Origin of the sequence: Bifidobacterium scardovii JCM 12489 = DSM 13734 (genome assembly GCF_001042635.1) — a bacterium.
GTDB lineage: Bacteria > Actinomycetota > Actinomycetes > Actinomycetales > Bifidobacteriaceae > Bifidobacterium > Bifidobacterium scardovii.
The window spans coordinates 2,032,784-2,057,949 of record NZ_AP012331.1 but is presented as its reverse complement, the minus strand read 5'-3'; the positions used below and the strand labels follow the sequence as shown (position 1 = coordinate 2,057,949).

General features: G+C 67.1%; 19 protein-coding genes. 13 read left to right on the top strand and 6 right to left on the bottom strand.

From position 1 onward, the window contains the following. Positions 1 to 63 precede the first annotated feature (63 nt). The 3 genes from acnA (at position 64) to BBSC_RS08510 (ending at position 5,280) form a co-directional block, all read left to right on the top strand. Positions 64 to 2,763: an aconitate hydratase AcnA gene (gene acnA / locus BBSC_RS08520; RefSeq protein WP_033519254.1), complete on the top strand. Its 2,700-nt coding sequence runs from the start codon at positions 64 to 66 to the stop codon at positions 2,761 to 2,763. A gap of 533 nt (positions 2,764 to 3,296) precedes the next feature. Then, positions 3,297 to 4,583 carry an MFS transporter gene (locus BBSC_RS13355; RefSeq protein WP_081893012.1) on the top strand — a complete coding sequence of 429 codons (1,287 nt, stop codon included), beginning with the start codon at positions 3,297 to 3,299 and terminating at the stop codon, positions 4,581 to 4,583. A 46-nt stretch (positions 4,584 to 4,629) separates the two neighbouring features. Then, positions 4,630 to 5,280 (top strand): isochorismatase family protein, encoded by a 651-nt coding sequence (locus BBSC_RS08510; RefSeq protein WP_046726175.1) that lies wholly within the window; start codon positions 4,630 to 4,632, stop codon positions 5,278 to 5,280. 30 nt (positions 5,281 to 5,310) lie between these two features. On the opposite strand, the gene BBSC_RS08505 is transcribed toward BBSC_RS08510, so the two are convergent. The 3 genes from BBSC_RS08505 to BBSC_RS08495 form a co-directional block, all read right to left on the bottom strand. Continuing rightward, positions 5,311 to 7,413, bottom strand: a complete 2,103-nt coding sequence (locus BBSC_RS08505) for a GmrSD restriction endonuclease domain-containing protein (RefSeq protein ID WP_033519251.1) — start codon at positions 7,411 to 7,413, stop codon at positions 5,311 to 5,313. 178 nt (positions 7,414 to 7,591) lie between these two features. Further along, positions 7,592 to 8,275 carry a response regulator transcription factor gene (locus BBSC_RS08500; protein ID WP_034535473.1) on the bottom strand — a complete coding sequence of 228 codons (684 nt, stop codon included), beginning with the start codon at positions 8,273 to 8,275 and terminating at the stop codon, positions 7,592 to 7,594. 4 nt (positions 8,276 to 8,279) lie between these two features. Next, the gene (locus BBSC_RS08495) at positions 8,280 to 9,629 is read right to left on the bottom strand and encodes a sensor histidine kinase (protein ID WP_144414535.1); all 1,350 of its coding nucleotides are present in this window, start codon (positions 9,627 to 9,629) and stop codon (positions 8,280 to 8,282) included. A 338-nt stretch (positions 9,630 to 9,967) separates the two neighbouring features. Here BBSC_RS08495 and BBSC_RS08490 point away from each other — a divergent pair, with 338 nt between their 5' ends. The 4 genes from BBSC_RS08490 (at position 9,968) to BBSC_RS08475 (ending at position 13,248) form a co-directional block, all read left to right on the top strand. Then, positions 9,968 to 10,783, top strand: a complete 816-nt coding sequence (locus BBSC_RS08490) for a DUF5067 domain-containing protein (RefSeq protein ID WP_046726180.1) — start codon at positions 9,968 to 9,970, stop codon at positions 10,781 to 10,783. A 162-nt stretch (positions 10,784 to 10,945) separates the two neighbouring features. After that, entirely contained in the window at positions 10,946 to 11,770 is an 825-nt protein-coding gene (locus tag BBSC_RS08485; protein WP_033520048.1) for a Bax inhibitor-1/YccA family protein, read from the top strand. Positions 11,771 to 11,878: 108 nt separating this feature from the next. Next, positions 11,879 to 12,394, top strand: coding sequence for a helix-turn-helix domain-containing protein (locus tag BBSC_RS08480; RefSeq protein ID WP_033520085.1), 516 nt, complete (start codon positions 11,879 to 11,881; stop codon positions 12,392 to 12,394). Further along, on the top strand, positions 12,394 to 13,248 hold the full coding sequence (locus BBSC_RS08475; RefSeq protein ID WP_081893131.1) for an IS3 family transposase: 855 nt from the start codon (positions 12,394 to 12,396) through the stop codon (positions 13,246 to 13,248). Before BBSC_RS08480 ends, BBSC_RS08475 begins: the two co-directional genes overlap by 1 nt. A 151-nt stretch (positions 13,249 to 13,399) precedes the next feature. On the opposite strand, the gene BBSC_RS08470 is transcribed toward BBSC_RS08475, so the two are convergent. Further along, positions 13,400 to 14,416: a LacI family DNA-binding transcriptional regulator gene (locus BBSC_RS08470; protein ID WP_033518178.1), complete on the bottom strand. Its 1,017-nt coding sequence runs from the start codon at positions 14,414 to 14,416 to the stop codon at positions 13,400 to 13,402. 431 nt (positions 14,417 to 14,847) lie between these two features. Here BBSC_RS08470 and BBSC_RS08465 point away from each other — a divergent pair, with 431 nt between their 5' ends. The 3 genes from BBSC_RS08465 to BBSC_RS08455 all read left to right on the top strand — a co-directional run bounded on the left by BBSC_RS08465 (position 14,848) and on the right by BBSC_RS08455 (position 20,036). Continuing rightward, the gene (locus BBSC_RS08465) at positions 14,848 to 17,859 is read left to right on the top strand and encodes a glycoside hydrolase family 2 TIM barrel-domain containing protein (RefSeq protein ID WP_051923165.1); all 3,012 of its coding nucleotides are present in this window, start codon (positions 14,848 to 14,850) and stop codon (positions 17,857 to 17,859) included. Between the two features lies 1 nt (position 17,860). After that, positions 17,861 to 18,313, top strand: coding sequence for a hypothetical protein (locus tag BBSC_RS08460; RefSeq protein WP_033518177.1), 453 nt, complete (start codon positions 17,861 to 17,863; stop codon positions 18,311 to 18,313). Positions 18,314 to 18,569: 256 nt separating this feature from the next. Further along, positions 18,570 to 20,036 carry an amino acid permease gene (locus BBSC_RS08455; RefSeq protein WP_033518175.1) on the top strand — a complete coding sequence of 489 codons (1,467 nt, stop codon included), beginning with the start codon at positions 18,570 to 18,572 and terminating at the stop codon, positions 20,034 to 20,036. Positions 20,037 to 20,293: 257 nt separating this feature from the next. Here the strand turns inward: BBSC_RS08455 and BBSC_RS08450 are convergent, their stop codons facing one another. Then, positions 20,294 to 21,280 (bottom strand): DMT family transporter, encoded by a 987-nt coding sequence (locus tag BBSC_RS08450; protein ID WP_033518174.1) that lies wholly within the window; start codon positions 21,278 to 21,280, stop codon positions 20,294 to 20,296. A gap of 111 nt (positions 21,281 to 21,391) precedes the next feature. After that, the gene (locus BBSC_RS08445; protein ID WP_033518184.1) at positions 21,392 to 22,132 is read right to left on the bottom strand and encodes a GTP pyrophosphokinase; all 741 of its coding nucleotides are present in this window, start codon (positions 22,130 to 22,132) and stop codon (positions 21,392 to 21,394) included. Positions 22,133 to 22,227: 95 nt separating this feature from the next. On the opposite strand from BBSC_RS08445, the gene BBSC_RS14260 reads away from it, so the two are divergent. The 3 genes from BBSC_RS14260 to miaB are packed head-to-tail and all read left to right on the top strand — an operon-like array spanning position 22,228 to position 25,152. Continuing rightward, entirely contained in the window at positions 22,228 to 22,383 is a 156-nt protein-coding gene (locus tag BBSC_RS14260; RefSeq protein WP_202806184.1) for a hypothetical protein, read from the top strand. A 6-nt stretch (positions 22,384 to 22,389) separates the two neighbouring features. Beyond that, on the top strand, positions 22,390 to 23,634 hold the full coding sequence (locus BBSC_RS08440; protein WP_202806183.1) for an LLM class flavin-dependent oxidoreductase: 1,245 nt from the start codon (positions 22,390 to 22,392) through the stop codon (positions 23,632 to 23,634). A gap of 42 nt (positions 23,635 to 23,676) precedes the next feature. Next, complete coding sequence (gene miaB / locus BBSC_RS08435; protein ID WP_033518172.1) at positions 23,677 to 25,152, top strand: tRNA (N6-isopentenyl adenosine(37)-C2)-methylthiotransferase MiaB; 1,476 nt, start codon at positions 23,677 to 23,679, stop codon at positions 25,150 to 25,152. Positions 25,153 to 25,166 lie beyond the last annotated feature (14 nt).

Sequence of the window (25,166 nt, the reverse complement as noted above, 5' to 3'; positions counted from 1 at the left end):
GGCGGATAATTGTCAGCGGAAAACGAGCCGCCACGCGGCTCCTGCTCAAAGCCCGGAGGAAGCATGTCCGTACGCGACGACCAGCTGTCCACGCTCAGCGTGAACGGCAAGGATTACGATTACTTTTCGATTGCCGACCTGCCCGGCGTCGACCATCTGCCGTATTCGCTGAAGGTCCTGGTGGAGAATCTGGTGCGCAACATCGACGGTGCCAACATCACCGACGAGCACGTCAGGACGCTGCTCGACTGGGATCCGAACGCCGAGCCCAGCCATGAGATCCAGTTCACCCCGTCCCGCGTGATCATGCAGGACTTCACCGGCGTGCCCTGCATCGTCGACCTCGCCACCATGCGCGACGCGGTCAGGGACCTCGGCGGCGACCCGGAGGTCATCAACCCGCAGGTCCAGTCCGACATGGTCATCGACCACTCCGTGCAGATCGACAAGTACGGCGTGGCCGACGCGGTCCAGCAGAACATGGACATCGAGTACCAGCGCAACGGCGAACGCTACCAGTTCCTGCGCTGGGGCCAGCAGGCGTTCAAGAACTTCCGCGTGGTGCCGCCGGGAACCGGCATCATCCACCAGGTCAACATCGAGTATCTGGCCAAGGTGGTCATGACCAAGGCCGAGGCCAACGGCAACACGCTCGCCTACCTCGACTCCTGTGTGGGCACCGACTCGCACACCACCACCGAAAACGGCCTCGGCGTGCTCGGCTGGGGCGTCGGCGGCATCGAGGCCGAGGCCGCCATGCTCGGCCAGCCGATCTCCATGCTCGTGCCGCGCGTGGTCGGCTTCAAGCTCACCGGCTCCATTCCGGAGGGCGTCACCGCCACCGACGTGGTCCTGACCATCACCGACATGCTGCGCAAGCACGGCGTGGTCGGCAAGTTCGTGGAATTCTACGGCGAGGGCATCGCCTCCGTGCCGCTGGCCAACCGCGCCACCATCGGCAATATGGGCCCCGAATTCGGCTCGACCTGCGGCATCTTCCCGATCGACGGCGTCACGCTCGACTACCTGCGCCTGACCGGCCGCTCCGAGGAGCAGGTCGCGTTGGTCGAGGCCTATGCCAAGGCCAACAAGCTGTGGGGCGACGCCTCCGACCCGGACTACGTGGAACCGCAGTACTCCGAGTACGAGGAGCTCGACCTCGGCACCGTGGTGCCGTCCATCGCTGGCCCGAAGCGCCCGCAGGACCGCATCCTGCTGTCCGAGGCCAAGGGCATGTTCGAGAAGACCTCCCCCGCCTACGAGACCGAGAAGACCGTCAAGGACCCGGTGGCCGTGTCCACCGACTTCCGCGGCGATTTCGACATCGAGAACGGCGACGTGGCCATCGCCTCGATCACCTCCTGCACCAACACATCCAACCCGTCCGTGATGATCGCCGCCGGCCTGATCGCCCGCAACGCGCACGCCAAGGGTCTGAAGCCCAAGCCCTGGGTCAAGACCTCGCTGGCCCCCGGCTCGCAGGTCGTGGCCGACTACCTGAAGGCCGCCGGCCTGCAGGACGACCTCGACGCGCTCGGCTACCAGCTGGTCGGCTTCGGCTGCGCCACCTGCATCGGTAACTCCGGCCCGCTGCTGCCCGAGATCTCCGAGGCGATCAACGCCAACGACCTGACCGTCACCGCCGTGCTCTCCGGCAACCGTAACTTCGAAGGCCGCATCAGCCCGGACGTCAAGATGAACTACCTGGCCTCCCCGCCGCTGGTCATCGCCTACGCGCTCGCCGGCACGATGGACTTCGACTTCGAGACCCAGCCGCTCGGCGTCGACGCGGACGGCAACGACGTGTACCTCAAGGACATCTGGCCCACCAACGCCGAGGTCGCCGCCGTGGTCGACGGCACCGTGAGCCGCGAGATGTTCCTCAAGGACTACGCCTCCGTGTTCGACGGCGACCACCGCTGGAAGGGCCTCGACGTGCCGGAGGGCGAATTGTTCGCCTGGGACGACAAGTCCACCTACGTGCGCAAGCAGACCTTCTTCGACGGCATGACGGCGCAGCCCGAGCCGGTCTCCGACATCCACGGCGCCCGCGTGCTGGCCCTGCTGGGCGATTCGGTCACCACCGACCACATCTCCCCGGCCGGCGCGTTCAAGGCCTCCAGCCCGGCCGGCAAGTACCTGACCGAGCGCGGCGTGGAGCCGAAGAACTTCAACTCCTACGGCTCGCGCCGAGGCAACCATGAGATCATGGTGCGCGGCACCTTCGGCAACATCCGCCTACGCAACCAGCTGCTCGCCTCCGTGGGCGAGGAGGTGACGCCCGGCGGCTTCACCTACGACTTCCTCGCGAAGAAGCCGACCACGATCTTCGAGGCCTCCCGCGACTACATCGACAACAAGGTGCCGCTCGTGGTGCTCGCCGGCAAGGAGTACGGCACCGGCTCCTCGCGCGACTGGGCCGCCAAGGGCACGGTGATGCTCGGCGTCAAGGCCGTGATCACCGAAAGCTTCGAGCGCATCCACCGCTCCAACCTCATCGGCATGGGCGTGCTGCCGCTGCAGTTCCCGGCGGGCGAGTCCTATGAGTCCCTGGGCCTTAACGGCACCGAGACCTACGACATCGCCGGCGTCGAAAAGCTCAACGAGGGCGTGACCCCCAAGACGGTCCACGTCACCGCCACCCACGAGGACGGCTCCACGACCGAGTTCGACGCGGTGGTCCGCATCGACACCCCCGGCGAGGCCGACTACTACCGCAACGGCGGCATCCTCCAGTACGTGCTGCGCAACCTCATGAAGTGATTCCGGCTCCCCTCTCCGGGGAGCCGTCAGTGAAGCCGGGGGAAGCAAGGGCCGGTATCTTTGTCAAGATACCGGCCCTTTTTCTGCCTCCGAATCCGCCGAGCTGATCGAACATTTCCCGGAATACTGCATGACGCCGGAGCGGGTCGTCGCGGCGCTCGCCTGACCGGGCGCGGCCCCACGCGTGTCGGCGGGTCCGTTCTTCTACAATCGAAGCAACGGCCATATCGAAGGGGTTTCATCATGTATCAGGTTTTGGTTTCGTTCGCATACAGCTAGCACTGGCGCCGTAGCCCGTGCCTTTGCCCCGCGCCGCCGGAATGCGGCCGGTGCGGCCCACGCTGTCATGCCATCATCCAAAACCGCCATTTCCTCCTAGTACCCGCACGGTGCCATGTGCCATACGTTCGTGTACGGTGTGTGGCTCCCCTCAGAGAGGGGAGCCACACACCGCGCATGAATGAAGCGCGGCATACGCCCGGCGGGGGAGGGAACGGCACGGCGATCGCGCCGTACCACGAAACGAGTCCATCATGGATACCTCAGATACCTCACCCAACCGAATCCCGTCCCCGTCCGCATCCTCCCCGTCCACGTCGCTGTGGCGCAGCGCGGCATACCGCCGCTGGTTCGCGGCGGACACCAGCGACGTGGTCGCCGTCAACCTGCGCGCGTTCGTCATCCCGCTGATCGCGCTGCAGCTGTCGGGTTCCGCCTTCGCGGCCGGCCTGATCGTCACCATCGAATCGGCGATCGGCCTGGTCCTGATGCCGATCGGCGGCACCCTGACCGACCGCCACGACCGCAGACGCATGATGATCGGCCTTGGCGTTATCGGCCTGATCCTGTCCCTTGCGGCGACGGCGCTGCTGGGCGTCCGGGCGATGACCATCGGCCTGTTCGCCGTGCTGGTCATGGCCTTCGCCGTCATGAACGGGCTGCTTGGCCCCTCGAACGACGCGATCCTCAAATCCATCGTGCCGATGGACCGGTTCGCCAAGGCCCAGGCCGTGCGTGAGGCGCGCGAGGCGTGCGTCGAGCTTTCGAGCGGCGCGATCGGCGGCCTGCTGTACACGGTCGGCTCCTGGTTCCCCTTCCTCACCTCGGCCGCGCTCTATGGCGTCGCCGCCGTCACCGCGGTCGGTCTGCCGGCCGATTCCGGCCATGGCGGGCATCGCGATGGGGAGGCGCCGGCGTCGTTCGTCGCGCATTTCATCGAAGGATGGCGATGGGCGATGACGTGCAGGACGGTCGTCGCCGCCATTGCGCAGGGCGCCGTCGCCAACGTCGCCTGCTACGGCAGCGTCATCGGCGTGCAGATCATGCTGGCATCGCACGGCACCGACGCCGTGCTGATCGGCGCGGTCGGCGTCGGCAGCGGTCTGGCGGCGCTGGTCGGATCGCTGATCGCCGGTCGACTGGTGGACCGGGTGCCGACCGGTGCGCTGATCATCGCCACCTTCGCCGTGTTCTCGGCGGCCATGGTCCCGCTGCTGTTCACCGACTCCTATCCGGTGATCGTGGCGTGCATGACCGTGTCCAGCCTGCTGTTCCCGGCGTTGAACGCGGGCGAGCTCGGATTCATCTACGGCAAGACGCCGGACGATATGCAGGGGCGGATGTCGGCCGCGTTCGAGACCTCGGTCGGCGTGCCGGGTGCCCTGACGCCGGCCATGGTCGGCTGGCTCCTGCAGCGATTCGGATGGCGCACCATGATGGCGCTGGTCGTGGCCTGCGCGCTGATCGCGCTCATATTGGCCTGCACGAGCGCGACCCGGTCGATTCCCCGCCCCGAACAGTGGGACAGGCACGACCTGTGACGGGCCGGGGGACTATGCTCGGCGGCAACAGCGAAAGGAGCATGATATGGCAAAGGCACTGATCATCGTGGACGTGCAGCCGACGTTCTGCGAGGGAGGCGAGCTCGGCGTGGAAGGCGGCAACGCCGTCGCCGAGCGGATCGCCGCATACGTGGAGGCGCACCGCGGCGACTACGCGTACATCGCGACCACGCAGGACTGGCACATCGAACCGGGAAGCCACTGGTCGGACCATCCTGATTTCGTCGACACCTGGCCGAAGCACGGGGCTGCCGGCACGCCGAACGCCGAACTGCACCCGGCCGTCGCCGCGCTGCGCCTCGACCACCACTACAAGAAGGGCCAGTACGCCGCCGCCTATTCCGGGTTCGAGGGCATCGAGGACAACACCGACCGCATCCAGACCCGCGACGAGGTCGATCGGGCGCAGCGGGAGGGCCGCACCCTGGCCCGCGCGCTGGAGGATGCCGGCGTCTCGAGCGTCGATGTGGCGGGTATCGCCGAGTCGCACTGCGTCAAGGAGACGGCTCTGGACGCGCGCAAGCTCGGGTATGCGGTCACCGTGTTCGAGGACCTGACCGTGCCGGTCAGCGAGGAGCTCGGCGTCGCCGCCCGCAAGGAGATGGCCGCCGCCGGTGTCACGCTCGCCGAATCTGGCTCCCCTCAGAGAGGGGAGCCAGATTCGGCGAACGAATGAATGGCGCGGGCCGCCAGCGTCTCGCGTCGGCTACTTGGTCTGCAGGCGGTACGTCTTCCAGATGTCGCTGAGGCTTTCGCCGTTGGAGGTGCGCTTCCACACGTCCAGTCCGGCGCTGCGGCCGCCCACGGCGCGGGCCGCGGCGGTCGGAGTGGCGTATTCCGAACCGTCCTCCAAGCGCAGCCGCCCGTCCGCGGTCACGGTCGACACCCACCGCTCGCCCTTGCGCGGGCGCTCCCAGACCAGCGTCTCGCCGGGGATCAGCAGCCCGGCGGCCACCACCTGCTTGATGGCGACGCGCTGCGAGCCGCGCGCCGGTCGCACCACGCCCCGGGCGATCTTGTCCTGCGCGTCCTCGGTCAGATCCGTGTGATCGTCGTCGTACCGGATCTCCCAGTACTCCGCGATCAGCCGTATGGTCTCCCGCTGGCGCGCCTGCAGCATGTCCGGCGTGCATTCGCTGAAGTCCTTGAGCTGCTCGGTCAGGGGGAAGCGGCGGGAATCCGCGCGCAGCAGCATGCGGTCGCGCCGGAGGTCGAATTCGGTGAGCCGGTTCAGCTGGTCCTCGCCGCCCTGAACCAACGCCATGTTGCCAAGCCGGTACATCCAGTGGTCGTGCTGCTCCTGCGTCCATGCCGAGAACGATGCGGACCGTTCGATGTTCAACGGCATGATCGGCAGCGCGTTGAGCGACCTCGGGCGGGTGATGCGGCCTCCGGCCTTCCTCTCGTTGGCGCGGATGAGCAGCAGCCGCACCAGTTCGGCATTGCCCTGCATCTCGCCGTGCAGGCGGATCAGGGCGTCGGCTCGGTCGTCGGCGCCGATGGACAGGCCATGGACCAGGCGTACCGGATAGCCCTTGTCCAGATCGCGCAGGGCGGTCACCGCATGGCCCCGCCGCACCAGTACGCTGCGCCGGTTGAGGCTGTCGATGCCGGTCACGCGCTCCAGCGCGGTCAGGATCTCCTCCAGCCGCTGCGTGTCGTGCGATTCGAGCGACAGCCGCGTGGCGGCGGCGCTGCGCGCGGCATGGGACCCGACCGCCACGAACGGGGAGATGTCGGGGCTGCCCAGGTTCCTGAACGAGTGGACCAGCGCCCACATGGCCACGGGCTTCCACTCGTGGTTGCGATAGTCGTTCAGGGATTCCAGCAGGTCCTTGACCTTGTCGGGCAGCACCGTATCGGACGGCCTGTCAAGCATCCGCCATGCCACGGCATACGGCGCCAGCACCTTGTCGATGAACGACGTGGCGGTTCCGGCCGCGAGATACGGCTGCAGCACCCCGTCGAGAAAATCCTGGATCAGCTTGCCGCTGTCCGGCCTGTAGGTGAGCGCCATGTGCAGGTAGGAGAAGAACTCCTCGACATGCAGGGCGTCGTCGCCGAGCGGGTCCATGATGTCGTCCCAGCGCGCGGCGTAGGCGTCGGCTGCGGCCGCGTTCATGCCGGCGATCGCCTTGGCCTTGAACACGTCGGACGGCGTCAGCGGCAGGCCGCGCATGTTCATGACGTCGAAGATGCGGTGCGCGCCGTCCAGATCGTCGGTGGTGACGATGACCAGCGTGACCGACTTGACCAGGTAGGAGGCGAACCGGTGGCGTTCGTCCTCGCTGAGGGCGTCCAGCGCGTCGTAGGTCGCCTTGGTGTTGAGCGTGATGTTGCGCTGGGCGTTGGAGGTCCAGTCCTCGTCGCCCATGTCGAACAGCGCCTCGAGATTGCCCTCCTGCACGTATTCGCGGAAGAATGCGGCATCGCGCTCGCGCAGCGCGAGGCGAGGCTCGGTCCTGATGCCGCGCAGCTTGTCGCCCGGCTCCACGATCAGCGCGTCCAGCAGGCGCATCCACTCGGGGTCCTGCTCCAGATCGCGCAGCGTCGCGATGATGATCGACAGCGATACGAGCCGCTGCTGCCCGTCGATGACCGAGAACCGGTTGCCGCCCTCGCGCACCAGGATCAGGGACCCGAGGAAATACGGGGTGTCCGGGGTCTTACAGGCTTCGTGCAGATCGTTGACCAGCTGGAGGATGTGTTCCGTCTTCCAGATGTACGCGCGCTGGAATGACGGGATGGTGAACTGATAATCCGGGGTGAATACTTTGCCCAACGGTTGCTCAGTGGCGCTGATTGCCATGATTCCCCTTCGTGTTGCTGGCGTGCTGCGGGGACGCTGATGCGTCGCGGCGTCATGGTCGGCCGCACCCCCGCGGAGCCGCGACCGGTCGTCTACCAGCCTACCAGCGTTGCCGTCCGGCCGTGCTTCGCGGGCGGACCCGATGTCCGGTCCGATGCCCCGCGATCATGCCGATGGGTCAGTCCGGATCCGGCAGATCGGCGCGCTCCACCAGCCGCGCCATCTGCACGCGGCCCATGACGAGCCGGTCGGCCGCGCTCGACAGATGCGCCTTCGCCGTACGCTCGGAGATGAACATGCGCGAGGCGATCTGCGCGTTCGTATATCCTTCGGCGGCGAGCACCACCGCTTCGCGTTCCCGGGCCGGCAGGGAGTCGAGCATCCGCCTGGCCTCATCCCGTCTGGCCGTCGGCCGCTGATGGTGCAGATCGTCGATCAGCTGCCGCTGACTGGCCGTGTTGAACTGCGGTGTTCCGGTGCGCATGCCGAGCACGCGGCGGATGATCTCCTCGGGCGCGTCGGTTTTCGATACGAAGCCCTCCGCGCCGGCCTCGATCGCGCGCGACACGGTATTCGACGGGTTGAGCGAGGTGAGGATCAGCACATGCGGAGCCTGGGGGAGCGCGCGCAGCCGTCGGGTGGCCTCGATGCCGTCCATGCCGGGCATCGCCACGTCCATCAGCACCACGTCCGGGTGCTCGGCGGCGGCTCGTTCAAGGGCGCCGGCGCCGTCCGTGGACGTGGACGCGACCGTGATGCGCCCCTGCGAATAGTCGGTCAGGATCAGGCGCATAGCCTGACACACCATGGGGTCGTCGTCGATGACGCTGACCGTGACGGGATTCTTCTCTGCTTCGTTCACGGCTTCATCTTACCGGCACGCCGCCGGCTTCCGGCCGATCCCGATCGGCGCCGGGAGCCGGAACCCACGGCAGCGCCGCATCCACATGGAAGACGAGGCGGTCGTCGAGGCCGTGCCGGCACGTGCCGCCCGCCGAGCGCACGCGGGCCGTCAGGGAGGAGAGCCCCGTGCCGCGGTGGCCGTCCGGATCGGGCCGCGGCCCGTCGGGGTCGGGGGCCGTCGGATTGCTGACATGGACATGGATGCCGGTTTCGGGATTCGCCGTGACCTCCAGAGAGACCGGTGCCCCGGCGGCGTGGCGCCGTGCGTTCGTCAGCCCCTCCTGCACCGCCCGGTAGGCGATCTTGCCGATGCGGTCGTCAAGATCGGTCAGCTGGCGGATGTCGATCCACGTGTTGAGCGTCATGCCGGCCTCGCGCGCGTCGCCGATCAGCGCATCCATCGATTCACGGGTCAGGGCGGTGTCCGCGTCCGGCGACAGCTGCTCCCACGCCTGCTGCGGGTGGCGCAGCATGTCGATCAGCGCGTGCGCCTCGTCCAGCGCCCCGGCCGCCTGGCGCCGGATGTCCTCGGCCCGGCGCGCGATCGTCGCCGCCTGCCGGTGGATGTCGGAGGCGGGGGAGGGATGCGCGGCCGGGCCGCCGGATACGGTGTCCGCGGCCAATTTGCCGGCCTCGGCCTGCAGGGCGCTCGCGTTCAGCGCGATCAGCGACAGGGAATGGGCGAGCGTGTCGTGGGTTTCGGCGGCGATCGCGTCGGACAGTCGCTGGTTGTCGAGGTCGCTCTGCAGGCTGGCCGCCTGGTGCTGCGCGGCCTGGGTCCGCGCATCCGCCTCGTGCAGGCGCGCCCGCGACCGGATGTGCAGCCCGACCAGCACGGCGATCAAGGTGGCGATCAGAGAGACGACGATTGCGGTGACGATGATGGTGGCGTCGCCGGCCAGCATCACCGTCGGCGCGGTGTCGTCGCCGTTCTTCGGCCTGGCGAACACCGCATGCCACAGGGACGATTCCGCCGGCCGCAGCGCGTCGCGCAGCTGGCACCAGACGCTGACCGCGGCGGCCGCGGCGATCGCGCGCAGCGAACGGATCCGTGAGGACCGCCGAGCCAGCAGCGAGGTGAGCGCCATGAGCATCAGCAGCGGGTCGTAGGGGAATATCAGCACGATGGCGCAGCACGCCCAGAACACCGGTTCGGGGTGGCTGCGCCTTGCGACCAGCACGAAGGGGAGGGGAAACGCCAGCAGCGTGGCGAGGATCATCCACAGGTACCGGGCGTCGGACGCATCGTGAATGTACGGCTGGGCCGCGAACGACACCTGCGTCAGGCACATGAACACGGCGGCCGGAATCATCGTCGCCGTGCACCAGCGCCGGGTGACGACGCTCACCTCGTCCTCCGGGGACGGCCGCAGGAACCCATGGAGATCGGCATCGGTCCGCTCGGGGCCGGCGTGGCCGGATCGGTCGGGGTAGGGAAGGGGAATGGTCATGCCACCACTGTACGGCCGCTCCTCCGGGTGGCGCCACCGGACGGAGGGGCGGGTGTGCCTGCCCGAACGGGTATTCGGAAATGGCCGTTCGGGCACTGTCGGGGAGATTCGGACTGGGATAGTGTCGGGCGTACCGCGCCGAGGGCGCGATGCATGACGGTTCAAGGAAAGAAGGAATCATGGATATGGGGCATCCCGATATGAACATCGGCCCGGTGAACGCTGCTCCAGCGAATGTCGCTCCGGAGCACGGCGAGCCGGTCGGCGTCAGCATATGCGGCATCATCGCATTGGTGCTGGGCACGCTGGCGCTGGTGCTGAGCTTCGTGCCGATCATCAACAATGCCGCAGCCATACTGGGCGTGGTCGGCGCGGTGCTGGCGGTGATCGGCCTTGTCGGCACGCTGCGCGGGCGCAAGCGCGGCAAGGCGCTGACCATCGTGGCCGCGGTGCTGTCGGTGCTCGCCATCGTGATCACGCTGGCCATGCAGGCGTCGTTCAGCAAGGCGCTCGACGACGCCGTCGGCGGCTCATCGTCGCAGACCGGCGCGAAGTCCGGTGGCAGCGGCTCCGCGGATGCGAAGTCCGGAGATACGCAGTCCGGCGGCGCGTCCGCCGATAAGCAGTCCGACGGCCCGATGGACACGGAGGGCGACCTGGGCGACTTCCACGTCAGGATCGTCTCCGCGGTGGCCAGCGACGCCGACTATGAGGGCAAGCCGACCGTGCTCATCACCTACGAGTGGACCAACAACGGCAGCGGCAACAATTCGTTCGCGGCGCTCGCCCACCCGCAGGCGTTCCAGAACGGCCATGAGCTGGGCATGGCGGTCTATGCCGGCTCTCCTCAGGGGTACGACGCGAACTCGTATCTGGCCGAGGTGCAGCCCGGCGCCACCGCCACGGTCACGATGGGGTACGTGCTGGAGAACGACACCGAGGTCACCGTGGAGGTGTCGCGCCTGCTGTCGATGAACGGCAAGGCCAAGGTGACGCATACCTTCGCGCTGCAGTGACGGTGCGGCGCCGGCGGATGACCGCGAACGGAGCTCCGGTGCCGGATGGCGCCGCCGGAGCCGACCTTTCCGGCTTGTGCCGATTCCATGCGCAGGGCTGAAATTCATGGAATTCCAAGGTGACGTCACGTAGGATGGTGTCACACGATAAAAGGAGTCCACATGGCATTCGGACAGCAGCCGCAGGACGGCAGGAATCCGCAGTACAACAACGTCAATGGTCAGCAGTACGGGCAGCCGTACGGCCAGCAGTACGCCTATGCGCCGAACGGCACCGCCACGATAAACGCGCAGACCGCGTACTCGTACGAGCAGGTGCAGGAGGCGCAGCGCGCGTCCGTCACGCGCGCCTACGGCGAGATGACGATCGGCCTGATCGTCACCGCGGTGGTCGCCGTGCTCGCGCAGATGAGCGGTATGTACATCGCGTTCCTCCAGTCCACCGGAATGATCGGCGTCTTCGGCCTCGCCATCGTGCAGATCGGCCTGGCGCTCTATCTCGGCGCGCGCATCATGAAGATCAAGGCGTCCACCGCGCGCGTGATGTTCTACGTGTACGCCGCGCTGATGGGATTCACCCTCAGCTCGATCTTCCTGGTGTACGATCTCGGTTCGATCGGCCTGGCGCTCGGCATGTGCGCGCTGTTCTTCCTCGTGCTCACCATGTTCGGCATGACCACGAAGTTCAACATGCTCAAGGCCGGCCCGATCCTTATGGTCGGCCTGATCGTGCTCATCATCTCGCAGGTGATCCTCTCGTTCCTCCCGGTCAGCGGCGCGACCCAGATGGTGTGCGCTATCGGCCTGATCCTGTTCGCCGGCATGACGATCTACGACGCGCAGCAGACCCGCGCGCTGTTCCAGGCCTACGAGGCGCAGGGCCCGGAGATGATCAGGAAGGTGTCGGTCATCTGCGCGCTCAACCTCTACCTCGACTTCGTGAACATGTTCCTGTACATCCTGCGGCTGCTCGGCAGCCGCGACTAGCGGATCGGCGTCATTAGTCAATAATTCTGGCTCCCCTCTCTGAGTGAACTGCACCCTGATTGTTGGACTGGAGTAATTCATGTTTGATGATTGGAGGTGTGGTTTTCTGTGTGTGCAGATCGCAGGCGTCGGTATGATGATGCTTTCAGGTGTTCGGTGGCCGCCCTGTTTGGTGAGGGGTTGGGTTACAAGGCCGCGGCGCGTCGGGTTGGCATGCCGGTGATGACCGCGAAGAAATGGTCGCTGGCGTATCGGGTCGGCGGACGGGAGGCGCTTATGGCGAAACGCGGGGGCAACAGGAGCTATGACTGGGACACGAAGGTCGCGGCCGCGCGCGATCACGTGGACCGGGGAGTGGCGAAGTCCGTGGTGATGGAGCGGTACGCGATCGCGTGCGTCACGACGTTGGAGGCCTGGTGTCGTGCGTACCGGGCCGGCGGGGCCGAGGCGCTCAGACCGGGACGCAGGGGCAGGCCCAGGGGATCGGGGCCGAGGCCGGAGCCGGATCCGACGCCCGAGGGGGCGTTGCGGGAGGAGAACGAGTTCTTGCGGGCGAGGGTCGCATACCTGGAAAAAGCATTGGCCCTGCCGGCCTCGAGATCACCAACCGGGAGAAAACGGTGATCGTTTCGGCGCTGGCGGGGCTTGGCCATCCGCTTCCGCTCCTGCTGAGGGCCGCGGGACTGGCGAGGAGCACGTACTACTACCACCGGTCCCATCCCGAGCGGGTCACCAGGCCCGACATCGAGCCGTTGGTCGATGAGGTGTTCCACCGCACGCCCAACGGGTGCGGGCACCGGCAGGTGCGCATGTGCCTCGTGAACGAGTTCGGCGTGACGGTGAGCTCCAAGAGCGTGCTCAAGGTCATGCGCCGCATGGGCCTGGAGTGCGTCATACGCCGGCCGAACCCCCACCGCGGGTACAGCTCCTATCGGGGCGAGGCGGGCGCGAAGCCGCCGAACCTGCTGGAACGCGACTTCGCGGCCGACGCCCCGTGGGTGAAGCTGGGCACGGACGTCACCGAGTTCAGGGTCGCCGGCGGCAAGGCGTACCTCGCGCCCGTGTACGACATGGGCTCGAAGGAGATCGTCGCCTGGGACGTGAGCCGTCATCCCGATCTGGCCCAGCAGAAGCGCATGCTGGCCATGCTCGAGACCCGTCTTCCCGAAGGCGTGTCCCCGATCCTGCACTCGGACATGGGCTGGCAGTACCAGCACTCCTGGTGGCGGGCCCGCCTGGAGGAACTGGGCATCCGCCAGTCGATGAGCCGCAAGGGCAACTGCCTGGACAACGCCGCGACCGAGCAGGTGTTCGGCCACCTCAAGGACGAGTTCTGCATCGGGCGCGAGTTCGCCTCCTTCGAGGAATTCAGGACCGGGCTGGACGCGTACATCGTCCACTGGAACACCAAACGACGCCAGGCGAGACTCGAGGGACGCACCCCGGAGGAATTCCGCAACACGTTCCCCACCGCTTGACCGGGTACCCTATAAATAAACCACGTCCAACAAATGGGGCACAGTTCAGAGAGGGGAGCCAGAATTATTAAGCGGACGTATGGCGGAGATGCCAGTAGCCCGTAGCTGAGGGAGGGATTAGCCGCGGCGCTATCGCGGGCAGTGCGGGCCGTCACAGCGAATCGCGGCGGATCAGCTCCATGTCGAGCACGGTGGTGGATGGCGCCTCGCCGTCGATCATGCGCATGGCGATGTCGGCGGCCAGGCGGCCCTCCTCGTGCAGCGGCTGATGCACGGTGGTGAGGCGCGGCGTGGTCGTCTGCGCGATCGGGTGGTCGTCGAAGCCGATCACGGACACGTCGCCGGGCACGGCGAAGCCGTTGGCCTGCAGCGCTTCGATCGCGCCGGCCGCGATACGGTCCGAACCGGCCAGCACGCCGTCGGGGCCGGGGTGAAGCTCGAGCATGCGGCGCATGGCGGTGAATCCGTCGGAGGCGCCCCAGCCGGTGAAGACGACATGGCCGTCGTCCAGCGCATCCCCGAACACCTGCCGGTACCCCTTGACGCGGTCGATGGACGCCGGATTCTCCATCGGGCCGACGATGGCCACGCAGTGGCGCCGGCCGCGCTCCTTCATCGCGTTGGCCGCGAGCTGCGCGCCGGCGAAATCATCGGAATACACGGTCGAGAAGACGTGCTCGTACGGATGGCCGTCGAGCTGGCCGCACAGCACGGTCGGAATCGCCAGATCGCGCAACACGTCGAGCAGTTCGCTGCCCTCGTAGGGCGAGATGTCGATGACCGCGTCGAAGGACTTGCGTTCCAGATGGCGCTGCACGCGCTCGCGTTCGTGCGCCGAGGAGGCCTGCAGCAGCACCGGCAGATATTCCGATTCCGCCAGCCGCTCGGTGATGCCGCTCAGGAACACGCCGTAGGTCGGATCGGTGAACAGCTCGTAGAGCGGCTCGGTGACCAGCATGGCAATGGTCTCCGCCCGGCCGACGGCCAGCGCCCGCGCCTGCGCGTTGGGCACGAATCCGATGCGTGCGGCGATCTCGCTGATGCGCTGCTTGGTGGCGTCGCTGATGCGGGGCGAATCGTTGAGCGCCCGCGAGGCCGTGGAACGCGACACCCCGGCGGCTTCGGCGACATCGGCGAGTGTGACGCTGGCGCGTTTGGCGATGGTCATGACGCGCCTCCTTTCGGCGGTATTGATGATCGGCGTCCCCGTGCGCGGATGATCCGCCACGGGCATCCTGCCATGCGGCCGCCGCGCGTGCGTCGGACAGGAGCGGGGCCGCGATAGCCTCAGTGTACGCCCCAAGGTGGGCCGTCCGGCGCCGGGCCGCGGGCATGTCGCGGGCCGTGGTCCCGATGTGCGTCCCCGTCGCCCGGCACCGCGGAATCAGCGGAATCACGGGCGACACGCAGATGGAGGACAACCGGTTGCATAACACGTCGAACCCGTGTTATGGTTAGGACAACCGGTTGCACAAACGATCGTGAAGACCGCGAGGAACACGCGAACCGCGTGGCCTCCGCACCCAACGATCCACGCTCGACGATCACGAGACAGCGATCACCGCACGTCAATGAAGACCCTGAAGGAGAACACCGCCGATGGCGACCATCAATGATTGGGAGAACCCCAAACTCACCAACCGCAACAGGTTGGCCCCCCACGCCTATTTCCTCGGCTACGAGAACGAGGGACTGGCCGCGACCCGCAGCCGCGAGCTGTCCCGCGGCTTCGTCCAGCTGTCCGGCCCGTGGCGCTTCCGCCTGTTCGCCGGCCCCAAGGCCGTGACCGACCGCGACCTCGGCGCCTACGCCGAGGACTGGGACACCGTCGAGGTGCCGCACCTGTGGCAGATCGACGGCTACGGCAAGCTCGCGTACACCGACGAGGGCTTCCCTTTCCCGGTCGACCAGCCGTACGTCCCCGGCGACGACCCGACCGGCGTCTACCAGCGTATCGTCACCCTCGCCGCCCCGTCCGGCGGCGCCCGCGAGATCCTGCGCTTCGACGGCGTGGAAAGCTACGCGGAGATCTACGTCAACGGCCGGTACGTCGGCATGACCAAGGGCTCGAGGCTGAGCGCCGAATTCGACGTCACCGATCACATCCGCGAGGGCGCCAACCTGTTCGCGGTCAAGGTGCTGCAGTACTCCGACGGCACCTACATCGAGGATCAGGACATGTGGTGGGCCTCCGGCATCTTCCGCGACGTCTACCTGATGGAGCGCCCGGCCGCCCGCCTCGAGGACTTCCGCGTGCGCACGCACCGCGACGGCTCCGCGGCCGAGGTGAACGTCGCCGTCGCGGCAACCGGCGCCAGCCGCATCACGGTCCGGTTCGCCGAGGAGGGCCGCGTCGTGGCCGAAACCGAGGTCGATCCGAACGGCGAGGCCGCCGTGCGCATCGAGGGCGCGCGGTTCTGGAACCCCGAGGAGCCGTTCCTCTACGACATGACCATCACCGTCGAGGGCGAGCACGGCGTCTCCGAGATCGTGCCGCACCGCCAGGGCCTGGCCGAGGTGACCATCGAGGGTGGCCGCATCCTGCTCAACGGCGCCTACTTCAAGATGCACGGCGTCAACCGCCACGACCACGACGACCACAAGGGCCGCGCGGTCGGCGTCGAGCGCATGCGCCGCGATCTCGAGATGATGAAGCGGCACAACATCAACGCCGTGCGCACCTCGCACTACGCCAACGATCCGCGCTTCTACGAGCTGTGCGACGAGTACGGCATCATGCTCGTGGCCGAGACCGACATGGAGAGCCACGGCTTCGAGAACATCGGCAACATCGCCACCATCACCGACGACCCCGAGTGGGAGGCCGCCTACGTCGACCGCATCGAGCGGCTCGTCATGCAGGAGCGCAACCACGCCTCGATCGTCATATGGTCGATGGGCAACGAATCCGGCTACGGCTGCAACATCCGGGCGATGTGCGCCAAGGCCCGCGAACTCGACACCCGCCCGCTGCACTACGAGGAGGACCGCAACGCCGACAGCGTCGATGTGATCTCCACGATGTACTCGCGCGTCTCGCAGATGAACGACTTCGGCGAGCACCCCGGTCCCAAGCCGCGCATCAACTGCGAATACGGCCATTCGATGGGCAACGGCCCGGGAGGCCTGAGCGAGTACCAGCAGGTGTTCGACCGCTGGGATTCCATCCAGGGCCACTTCATCTGGGAGTGGTGCGACCATGGCCTGGCCGCCTACACCGAGGACGGCCGCTACTACGACATGTACGGCGGCGACAACGGCGACTACCCGAACAACGCGAACTTCTGCATCGACGGCATGGTCTTCCCGTGGCAGGAGCCGAGCCCCGGCCTGACCGAATACCGTCAGGTGATCTGCCCGGTCAAGCTCGCCTACGATGCCGGTCGCGGCGTGCTCACCGTGACCAACAAGCGCTACTTCACCACGCTGGACGACATCCGTATCACGCTCGAGACGGTGGTGGACGGCGATCCGGTGCGCGGCGCCGCCGTGGAGCCGGGCCCGGTCGAACCGGGCGGCAGCGTGGCGATCCCGTTCAAGGCGGTGCCGGCCGCGTCCGGCGAGACGCTGCTCACCGCGCGCGTCCATTCGACCGCGGCCCATCCGTGGGCCGACGCCATGCGCGAGATCGGCATCTACCAGTTCCCCGTCGCCAACCGGCCCAGGCCGGCCGTCGCGCCGCGCGCCCTGCCCGCCCTCGAGGCGAAGGACGACGGCCTGACCCTGCGCGTCGGCAGCGGCGACGACGCCATCGTCTTCGACCTGGTGAGCGGCGAGATCGCCTCGTGGACGGCCGCCGGCCGCAGCGTGCTCGCCTCCGGCCCGCGCGTCGGGTTCTGGCGCCCGCTCATCGACAACTACCAGCAGGAATTCGACACCATCTGGCAGCCCAATCTCACGCACGTCATGCAGACCTCGACCCGGTCGGTCGAATGGCGGCGCGACGGCGGCGACGTGGTCGTCGAGGTCGCCCAGCGCATCGCCCCGCCCGTGTACGCCTACGGCATGCGTGTGACGCTGGTCTACACGGTCCACCCGAGCGGCCGCGTCGACCTCGCCGTCAGCGGCGAGCCGTACGGCGACTTCCACGACATCATCCCGCGCATCGGCCTGACCTTCGAGGTGCCGGGAGCCGACCGCAACGTCGAATGGTACGGCCGCGGGCCGGGGGAGAACTACCCCGATTCGCTCACCGCCAACGTGATCGGCCACTACCGCGGCGACGTGGACGGGATGTTCACCCCGTACGTGGTGCCGCAGGACTGCGCCAACCACGAGGACGTGCGCTGGGTGGCGCTGCGCTCCGGCCACGGCGACGGACTGCTCGTCACCCGCACGACGGACGCCGCTGCCGACCCGTTCTCGTTCTCCGCGTGGCCCTACACCTGCCAGGACATCGACGAGGCGCGGCACGTGACCGACCTGAAGCGGCGCGACACCGTGACCGTCAACATCAACGACCGGATGCTCGGCCTCGGCTCCAACTCCTGGGGCTCCGAGGTGCTCGACTCCTACCGCATCCGCTTCGAGCGCTTCGCCTTCGCGATCTCGATGCGCCCGCTGGCCTCGGCCGACCTGACCCAAGCCCTCACCGACCTCAAGGAGGCCTGACATGCACGTCTACGACACCCGCGAACAGTTCGACGCCCAGCTGGGTACCGTCAAGAAATGGATGCGCACGGGCCAGGCGCTCGACATCGCGCCGACGCTGAGCCGCAACGTGGCCTACTCGATCGGCGACTCGCTGACCTACTGGTGGGACAACACGCCGGCGCTCGCCGGTGAGGATCTTATCGGGCACCGCCGCTACCTGTTCGTCTGCTCGCCGATCGACGGCGACATGACGGTGATGGTCGCGCCGAAAGGTCAGCTGACCGCGGTCGAGGCATACAGCGACCTGACCGACCGCGAGCGGTTCGTCGGCCCGGCCAACATCGTCACCGTACCGGCCGGAGGCATCTTCGTGGCCGACATCGACGAGGCGGCCAAGGTGCTGTCCGACCCGGACGTGGCGGCCGTGGTGCTCCATGTGACCGTGGAGGGATACAGCTTCCCGAACAAGTGATCGACGGATAGCCGGCCGGGGCACCCCGGCGATGCCCGAAACCCGTGGCGGGGCGCTTCGCCCGGCCACGGGGTGGGCCCTCCATACCCAAAAACGGGCCATGCCGGCCCGTTGAGCCTCGGCGGCACGATCCGGCGGCGCCGACCAATCCGATATGCAATTGCCGCATGCGATCCGCATGCGATTCCCCAACCAATATCGTCCCCATGCCGGCACGGATGCCCGGCATGCGGGTCCCAAGCAAAGGAGCTATGCCATGAGTGCAGAGAAACGAGCGAAGATCGGGCAGATCGCCCTGCTCGGCATGACCGTCTCGGCGGTGTTCGGCCTGAAGAACGTCATCAACAACAACGTGGCGATCGGACTGTCCGCGGCCCCCGCCTTCTTCCTGGCCACCATCCTCTACTTCGTGCCGTTCACGCTGGTGATCGCCGAATTCGTCGCGCTGAACAAGGACTCCGAATCCGGCGTGTACGCGTGGGTCAACACCTCGATGGGCGGTCGCTGGGCCTTCCTGACCGCCTTCTGCTACTGGTTCGTGAACCTGTTCTTCTTCGCGTCGGTGCTGCCCAACGTCATCATCTACGCCAGCTACGTGTTCTTCGGCGAGAACCGCGAGGTCTCGCAGCTATGGATCACGGTCGCCGAAATCGTCATCTTCGCCATCGCCACATGGGTGTCCACCAAGGGCGCCAAGTGGATCGGCTCGATCACCTCGTTCGGCGCGATGGCCGCGCTCGGCCTGACCGCGGTCTTCATCGTGCTGTCGGTCGCCGCGCTCGCCGGCGGCGTCGAACCCGCCACCGCCGTCACCCCGGCCACCCTGTCGCCCGACTTCTCCACCTTCGCCACCACCTGGGCCTTCCTCGGCACCCTCGCATGGATCATCCAGGGCGTCGGCGGCGCCGAATCGGTCGGCGTCTTCCTCAACGACCTCAAGGGCGGCGTCAAGGCCTTCGTGCGCGTCATCGTCATCGCCGGCCTGGTCATCGGCCTGCTGTACGCCGCCGCATCGCTGGTCATGAACGTGTTCGTGCCGGTCGGCGAGCTCGACCTGTCCACCGGCATCTTCGTGGCGATGGGCGCCGTGGCCGAGTGGATCGGCATCCCGATGGCCGTGTCCACCCGCATCGTCGGCCTGATCCTGCTGGCCGCGACCCTCGGCTCCCTGATGATGTGGACCTCCGCGCCCGTCAAGGTGTTCTTCTCCGAAATCCCCGAGGGCATCTTCGGCGGCAAGATCACCGAACTCAACGATCAGGGCATCCCGGCCCGCGCCGCATGGCTGCAGTTCGCCATCGTCGTGCCGATCCTCATCATCCCGGCCCTCGGCGCCGGCAACGTCAACGACCTGTTGCAGATCGTGATCAACATGACCGCCGCGACCGCCCTGCTGCCCCCGCTGCTGATCCTGCTGGCCTACTTCATGCTGCGCAAGCGCTTCGACAAGGCCGAGCGCATGTTCCGCATGGGCTCGCGCGGATTCGGCCTGGCGGTCGCGTCCTTCCTGCTCGTCATCTTCGCCTTCGTGTTCATCGCCGGCACGATCCCGCTGGGCCAGCCGCTGTGGCTCACCCTCGTCTACAACGTCGGCGGCGTGGTCGTCTTCATCGGCGCGGCGATGCTGTGGTACGAGCGCTACATCAAGCGCCTGCGCCAGAGCGATCCCGAGGCAGCCGAGCGCGAGCTGCGCCCCTCCGCGATGGACATGATCGGAGCCTGACCCGGGACTTTCCTTCCCTTCCTTCCTCAACGGCCGCAGCCGTGCCGGACCTCCGGCACGGCTGCGGCCGTATGTGCGTCATCGGTTACTCAGATTCTTAGCACGCAAAACCGCGGTTTTGCGTGCTAAGAATCTGAGTAACACACTGGTTCTCGGACGTTTTCGACGCTGAAGGGCGGTTTTGCGTCGAAAATGTCCTGGTAGGCGGGGAAAAGTAAGCGGAACGGTGAGCGTCGCCGCCACGCCGGCAGCCGCGGCTAGAGGACCTTGTTGCGGTCGGGGCGGCGCAGGAACGAGGGGACTTTGGCCGGCAGCTGCGCCATCAGCGTGCCGGCGAAGATCAGCGCGCAGCCGATGTAGCCGCGCATCGGCATGGTCTCCGAAAGCAGGATCACCCCGCCGACCACCGAGAAGAACGATTCGAGCGACAGGGCGAGCGCCGCGCGGGTCGGCGGCACGAAGCGCTGGCCGACCGACTGCAGCGTATAGGCGATGCCGACCGATCCGAAACCGGCGTACAGCACGGGGATCCACGCCTCGGCCGCGCCTCGCCAGTCGATCGACCCGTCGGCCAGCGCGCCGATCCAGCTGAGCAGCGCCGTGACCGCGAATTGGATGAACGACAGCAGGACCGGGTCGATGCGCGACCCGAGCGTATCGATGGTCAGGATGTGCAGCGCGAAGCAGACCGAGCCGAGAAACACCATGAGATCACCCATATTGATGGCCTCGAAGCCGTCGCCCAGGCACAGCAGATAGAAGCCGGCGAGTGCGACGATCACGCTCACCCCGGTCAGCGCGGTCACGCGGCGGTGCGCAAACAGCCCGAACAGCGGTACGAGCACGATGTACAACGCCGTGATAAAGCCGGCGTGCCCGGCCGAACGGCCGTAGAGGATGCCGTATTGCTGCAGGGTGCCCGCGGTGAAGAGCAGCACGCCGCAGGCGCCGCCGATCGCCAGCGTCATCCACGGGGTCGTGGCACCCGCTGCGGGGGAGCTTGCCACGGATAAGTCCGACGCAGGGGAGTCGTCCGTGCGCGTCCCGCCGTCGGCCGGCCGGTGCCGGCGGCGGGTGAGCGCCATCACCGGCAGCAGCGAGATCGCGCCCAGCGTGAAGCGCACGGCGTTGAAGAACAGCGGTGACATGGAGTCCATGCCCTGCACCTGGGACACGAACGCGAATCCCCAGATGACGGCGGCCATGACCAGCGCGGCAAGGCCCAAGATCTCTTTCCTCTGCATGAGGCAACACCGTAGACCATCAGCGTGACGCGGGGTGCGTGCTGAGGGGAGCGCAGCCGTGGCCGTGTGCCATCAGCCGAGCGCCGTCCCCCGTCAGCCGGATGGGGGACGCTAATCCGCCTTGGGCGCCTCGCCGACCTGCGGCGCGCCGTTGATGTCGCGGTGGATGTTCTGCATCTGCGTCTCCACGTTCTGCAGCGAACGGGCGCAGTCGAGCAGCGTCTGCGAATGCTCGGAGAGCTTGGCGTCGGGCAGGTCGGTCTTGTAGCGCAGCGCGTGCTCCAGGCTGGCCCAGTAGTCCATGGCGATCGTGCGGAACTGCACCTCGACCGGCGTGTAGTGCGCGCCCGACGACAGAAAGACCGGCACCGCGTAGATCACGTGCAGCGAGCGGTAGCCGTTCTGCTTCGGGTTCTTGATGTAGTCCTTGACCCGCAGCACGGAGATGTCGTTCTGCGCGGACAGGTAGTTCGACACCGAGTACACGTCGTCGCGGTAGTTGCAGATCACGCGGATGCCGGCCACGTCGAACAGGTTGTCCCGCATCGCGGTCACGTTGAGCGGCAGCCCCTTGCGCTCCAGCTTGCCGAGGATCGAGTTGACCGACTTGAGCCGGCGCTCCATGTGGTGGATCGGGTCGTGGGAGAAACGCACCTGGAACTCGGAGTCGAGGATCTCCAGCTTGGTGCTGATCTCGTACATCGCGCCTTCGTACACCTGCATGAGATCGATGAATTCGGTGATCTGCTCGGTGGGGAAGTGCTCGCTTTCGGGAAGGGTCATACCCTGCAACCGCGCCTTGAGGTCGGCGGTGTTGATGCGGCTCTGTCGGTCAAGTATCACGATCACCATCATAGCCTTGCGCTTGGGGAGGAACTGAAAAGCCGTCTGACGATATCACGCGGTGGTCTTGCGCGTGCCCTTGCCGCATGGCTATGGCGGAGCCCATGGGGAACAACGAAACGGTACGGCAATCATCGGCGCCGAGCGGTCGGCGCATCCGTCTCAACGCCTTCGACGCCAACTGCGTCGGCAACCAGCTACCCGGCATATGGCGCCATCCGCGCGATCATTCGCGCGAATACAAGGATCTTCGCCACTGAACCGAGATGGCACGGCTGCTTGAGCGGGGCCTGTTCGATTCGCTGTTCATCGCCGACGCGCTGGGGCCGTGCGACGTGTACGGCGGCAACGCCGATGCGGCGGTGCGCACCGCCGCGAAGGTCCCGATCAACGATCCGATGATGCTGGTGAGCGCCATGGCGGCGGTGACCGAACACCTCGGTTTCGGCATCACGTCCTGCACCGCCAGCGAGCACCCGTACCCGTTCGCGCGGCGCATGTCCATGCTCGACCATCTTACCGGGGGCCGCGTCGGCTGGAACGTGGTGACCGGCTACCTGCGGTCCGCCGCGAACAATATGGGCCAGAGCGATCAGCTGCCGCACGACGAGCGGTACGACCGCGCCGATGAGTACATGAAGGTCCTCTACAAGCTCTGGGAGGGCTCGTGGGAGGACGACGCCGTGGTGATGGACGCGGACCGCGACATGTTCGCCGACTCGGCAAAGGTCCATCCGATCAACCACCACGGCAGATATTTCGACGTTCCGGGCTTCCACCTGTGCGAGCCGAGCCCGCAGCGCACCCCGGTGATCTTCCAGGCCGGCGCCTCTCCGCGCGGCATCCGCTTCGCCGCGCGGCACGCCGAGGCCATGTTCGTATCCGCGCCCGCCCGCACCCAGCTCGCCCGAACGGTGAAGGACATGCGCGACGCGCTTCAGGCCGAGGGACGAGGTCGGTACGATGCGCGCATCTACGCGCTCATGATGGTGGTCGCCGACGAGACCGACGAGCTGGCGCAGGCCAAGTACCGGGACTATTTCCGCTTCGTGTCCGAAACCGGCAATCTGGTGCTCAACTCCGCCTGGTCCGGTGTCGACATGTCCCGGGAGGACCTCGACCGGCCGCTCGACCCGGTGGCCACGAACGCGATCCAGGCCACGGTATCCGGCCTGTCCGGGGCTGCCGGACCCGACGGCGAGCGCTGGACGCTCCGCGATAGCGCGCGCATCTACGCGACCGGCGGCCCTGTGGTGGTCGGCTCGGGCGAGACCGTGGCCGATGCCATGCAGCAGTTCGTCGCGGAAACGGACGTGGACGGCTCCAACCTGGCGTATGTGGTCGAACCCAGCAGCTGGGAGGACGTCATCGACTACGTGATACCGGTGCTGCAGCGCCGTGGCGTGTACCCGACCTCCTACGAGGGGACGTCGCTGCGCGATGGCCTGTTCGGGCGGGGCGACCGTCTGCCCGACAGCCATATCGGCGCGCGCTACCGCCATCTCGGCTGATGGTCCCCGGCCTGTGACGGGCGGACGATAGAATCGGTCGTTATGAACGAAGACATGATGACCGAGGGCGAACGCGCCTCGAAACTGGCGGAACCGGCCGGTCCCGCCGCTGCCGGGGATTTCGTGGCCGAGCCGAACCGGGGCAAGGGCGTGTACTACATCCATACGCTCGGATGCCAGATGAACGTGCACGATTCCGAGCGCATCGCCGGCGTGCTTGAGGATGACGGCTACGTACCCGCAACCGAAGAACAGGCGCTCGACAAGGATGTGGATCTGATCGTCATGAACACATGCGCCGTGCGCGAGAACGCGGCCGAGCGCATGTACGGCACGATCGGCCTGTGGGCGCAGATGAAGCGCGAGCGCCCGAACCTGCAGATCGCGGTCGGCGGCTGCATGGCGCAGCTCGACCGCCAGAAGATCGCCAAGAAGGCCCCGTGGGTCGACGCCGTGTTCGGCACGAAGAACATCGGCTCGCTGCCCCAGCTGCTCGACCAGGCGCGCGTGCTCGGCTCCGCGCAGGTCGAGGTGGCCGACAAGCTCGACTACTTCCCCAGCCAGCTGCCCGCCGCCCGCGCCTCTCGGGTGTCGAGCTGGGTGTCGATCTCGATCGGGTGCAACAACACCTGCACGTTCTGCATCGTGCCGACCACGCGCGGCAAGGAGCACGACCGCCGACCGGGCGACATCCTCGCGGAGATCCGCCAGTGCGTCGACAACGGCGCCAAGGAGGTGACGCTGCTCGGGCAGAACGTGAACTCGTTCGGCTACGGCATCGGCGACCGTTACGCCTTCTCCAAGCTGCTGCGCGCCTGCGGCGAGATCGAGGGGCTGGAACGCGTGCGCTTCACCTCGCCGCACCCGGCCGCGTTCACCGACGACGTGATCGCCGCCATGGCCGAGACCCCGAACGTGATGCACCAGCTGCACTTTCCGCTGCAGTCCGGCTCCGACCGGATCCTGCGCGCGATGCGCCGGTCCTACCGCTCCGCCAAGTTCATGGATATTCTGGACAAAATCCGCGCGGCCATGCCCGACGCGCAGATCTCCACCGATATCATCGTCGGCTTCCCCGGCGAGACCGAGGAGGACTTCCAGCGCACGATGGACATGGTGCGCGAGGCCCGGTTCTCCTCCGCGTTCACCTTCGAGTATTCGCCGCGCCCGGGCACGCCGGCCGCCGAGATGGAGCAGGTGCCGCACGATGTGGTCCAGGACCGCTTCGAGCGCCTCGTGGCCCTGCAGGAGCGGATCACCGCCGAGGAGCTCGCCAAGTTCGAAGGCCGTGACGTCGAGGTGATGATCACCGGTTCGGCCGGCAAGAAGGACGCCGCCACGCACCGCGTCACCGGGCGCGAACGGACCGGCACGCTCGTGCATATCGGCGTGCCCGAAGGCGAGCCGATGCCGCAGATCGGCGACTTCGTCACCGCGACGGTCACGCACGCCGGCCGGCACAATCTCATTGCCGATCCCGATCCGGCCAAGGGCCAGACCTACTTGGTGCGGCACTAGTCCAGGAGGCATCT

What these genes read in the sequence shown, in the direction of transcription:
- acnA (WP_033519254.1), top strand. Translation starts at nt 64, where the DNA reads ATGTCCGTACGCGACGACCAGCTGTCCACGCTCAGCGTGAACGGCAAG.
- BBSC_RS13355 (WP_081893012.1), top strand. Translation starts at nt 3,297, where the DNA reads ATGGATACCTCAGATACCTCACCCAACCGAATCCCGTCCCCGTCCGCA.
- BBSC_RS08510 (WP_046726175.1), top strand. Translation starts at nt 4,630, where the DNA reads ATGGCAAAGGCACTGATCATCGTGGACGTGCAGCCGACGTTCTGCGAG.
- BBSC_RS08505 (WP_033519251.1), bottom strand. Translation starts at nt 7,413, where the DNA reads ATGGCAATCAGCGCCACTGAGCAACCGTTGGGCAAAGTATTCACCCCG.
- BBSC_RS08495 (WP_144414535.1), bottom strand. Translation starts at nt 9,629, where the DNA reads ATGATTCCGGCCGCCGTGTTCATGTGCCTGACGCAGGTGTCGTTCGCG.
- BBSC_RS08490 (WP_046726180.1), top strand. Translation starts at nt 9,968, where the DNA reads ATGAACATCGGCCCGGTGAACGCTGCTCCAGCGAATGTCGCTCCGGAG.
- BBSC_RS08485 (WP_033520048.1), top strand. Translation starts at nt 10,946, where the DNA reads ATGGCATTCGGACAGCAGCCGCAGGACGGCAGGAATCCGCAGTACAAC.
- BBSC_RS08470 (WP_033518178.1), bottom strand. Translation starts at nt 14,416, where the DNA reads ATGACCATCGCCAAACGCGCCAGCGTCACACTCGCCGATGTCGCCGAA.
- BBSC_RS08465 (WP_051923165.1), top strand. Translation starts at nt 14,848, where the DNA reads ATGGCGACCATCAATGATTGGGAGAACCCCAAACTCACCAACCGCAAC.
- BBSC_RS08460 (WP_033518177.1), top strand. Translation starts at nt 17,861, where the DNA reads ATGCACGTCTACGACACCCGCGAACAGTTCGACGCCCAGCTGGGTACC.
- BBSC_RS08455 (WP_033518175.1), top strand. Translation starts at nt 18,570, where the DNA reads ATGAGTGCAGAGAAACGAGCGAAGATCGGGCAGATCGCCCTGCTCGGC.
- BBSC_RS08450 (WP_033518174.1), bottom strand. Translation starts at nt 21,280, where the DNA reads ATGCAGAGGAAAGAGATCTTGGGCCTTGCCGCGCTGGTCATGGCCGCC.
- BBSC_RS08445 (WP_033518184.1), bottom strand. Translation starts at nt 22,132, where the DNA reads ATGGTGATCGTGATACTTGACCGACAGAGCCGCATCAACACCGCCGAC.
- BBSC_RS14260 (WP_202806184.1), top strand. Translation starts at nt 22,228, where the DNA reads ATGGGGAACAACGAAACGGTACGGCAATCATCGGCGCCGAGCGGTCGG.
- BBSC_RS08440 (WP_202806183.1), top strand. Translation starts at nt 22,390, where the DNA reads ATGGCACGGCTGCTTGAGCGGGGCCTGTTCGATTCGCTGTTCATCGCC.
- miaB (WP_033518172.1), top strand. Translation starts at nt 23,677, where the DNA reads ATGAACGAAGACATGATGACCGAGGGCGAACGCGCCTCGAAACTGGCG.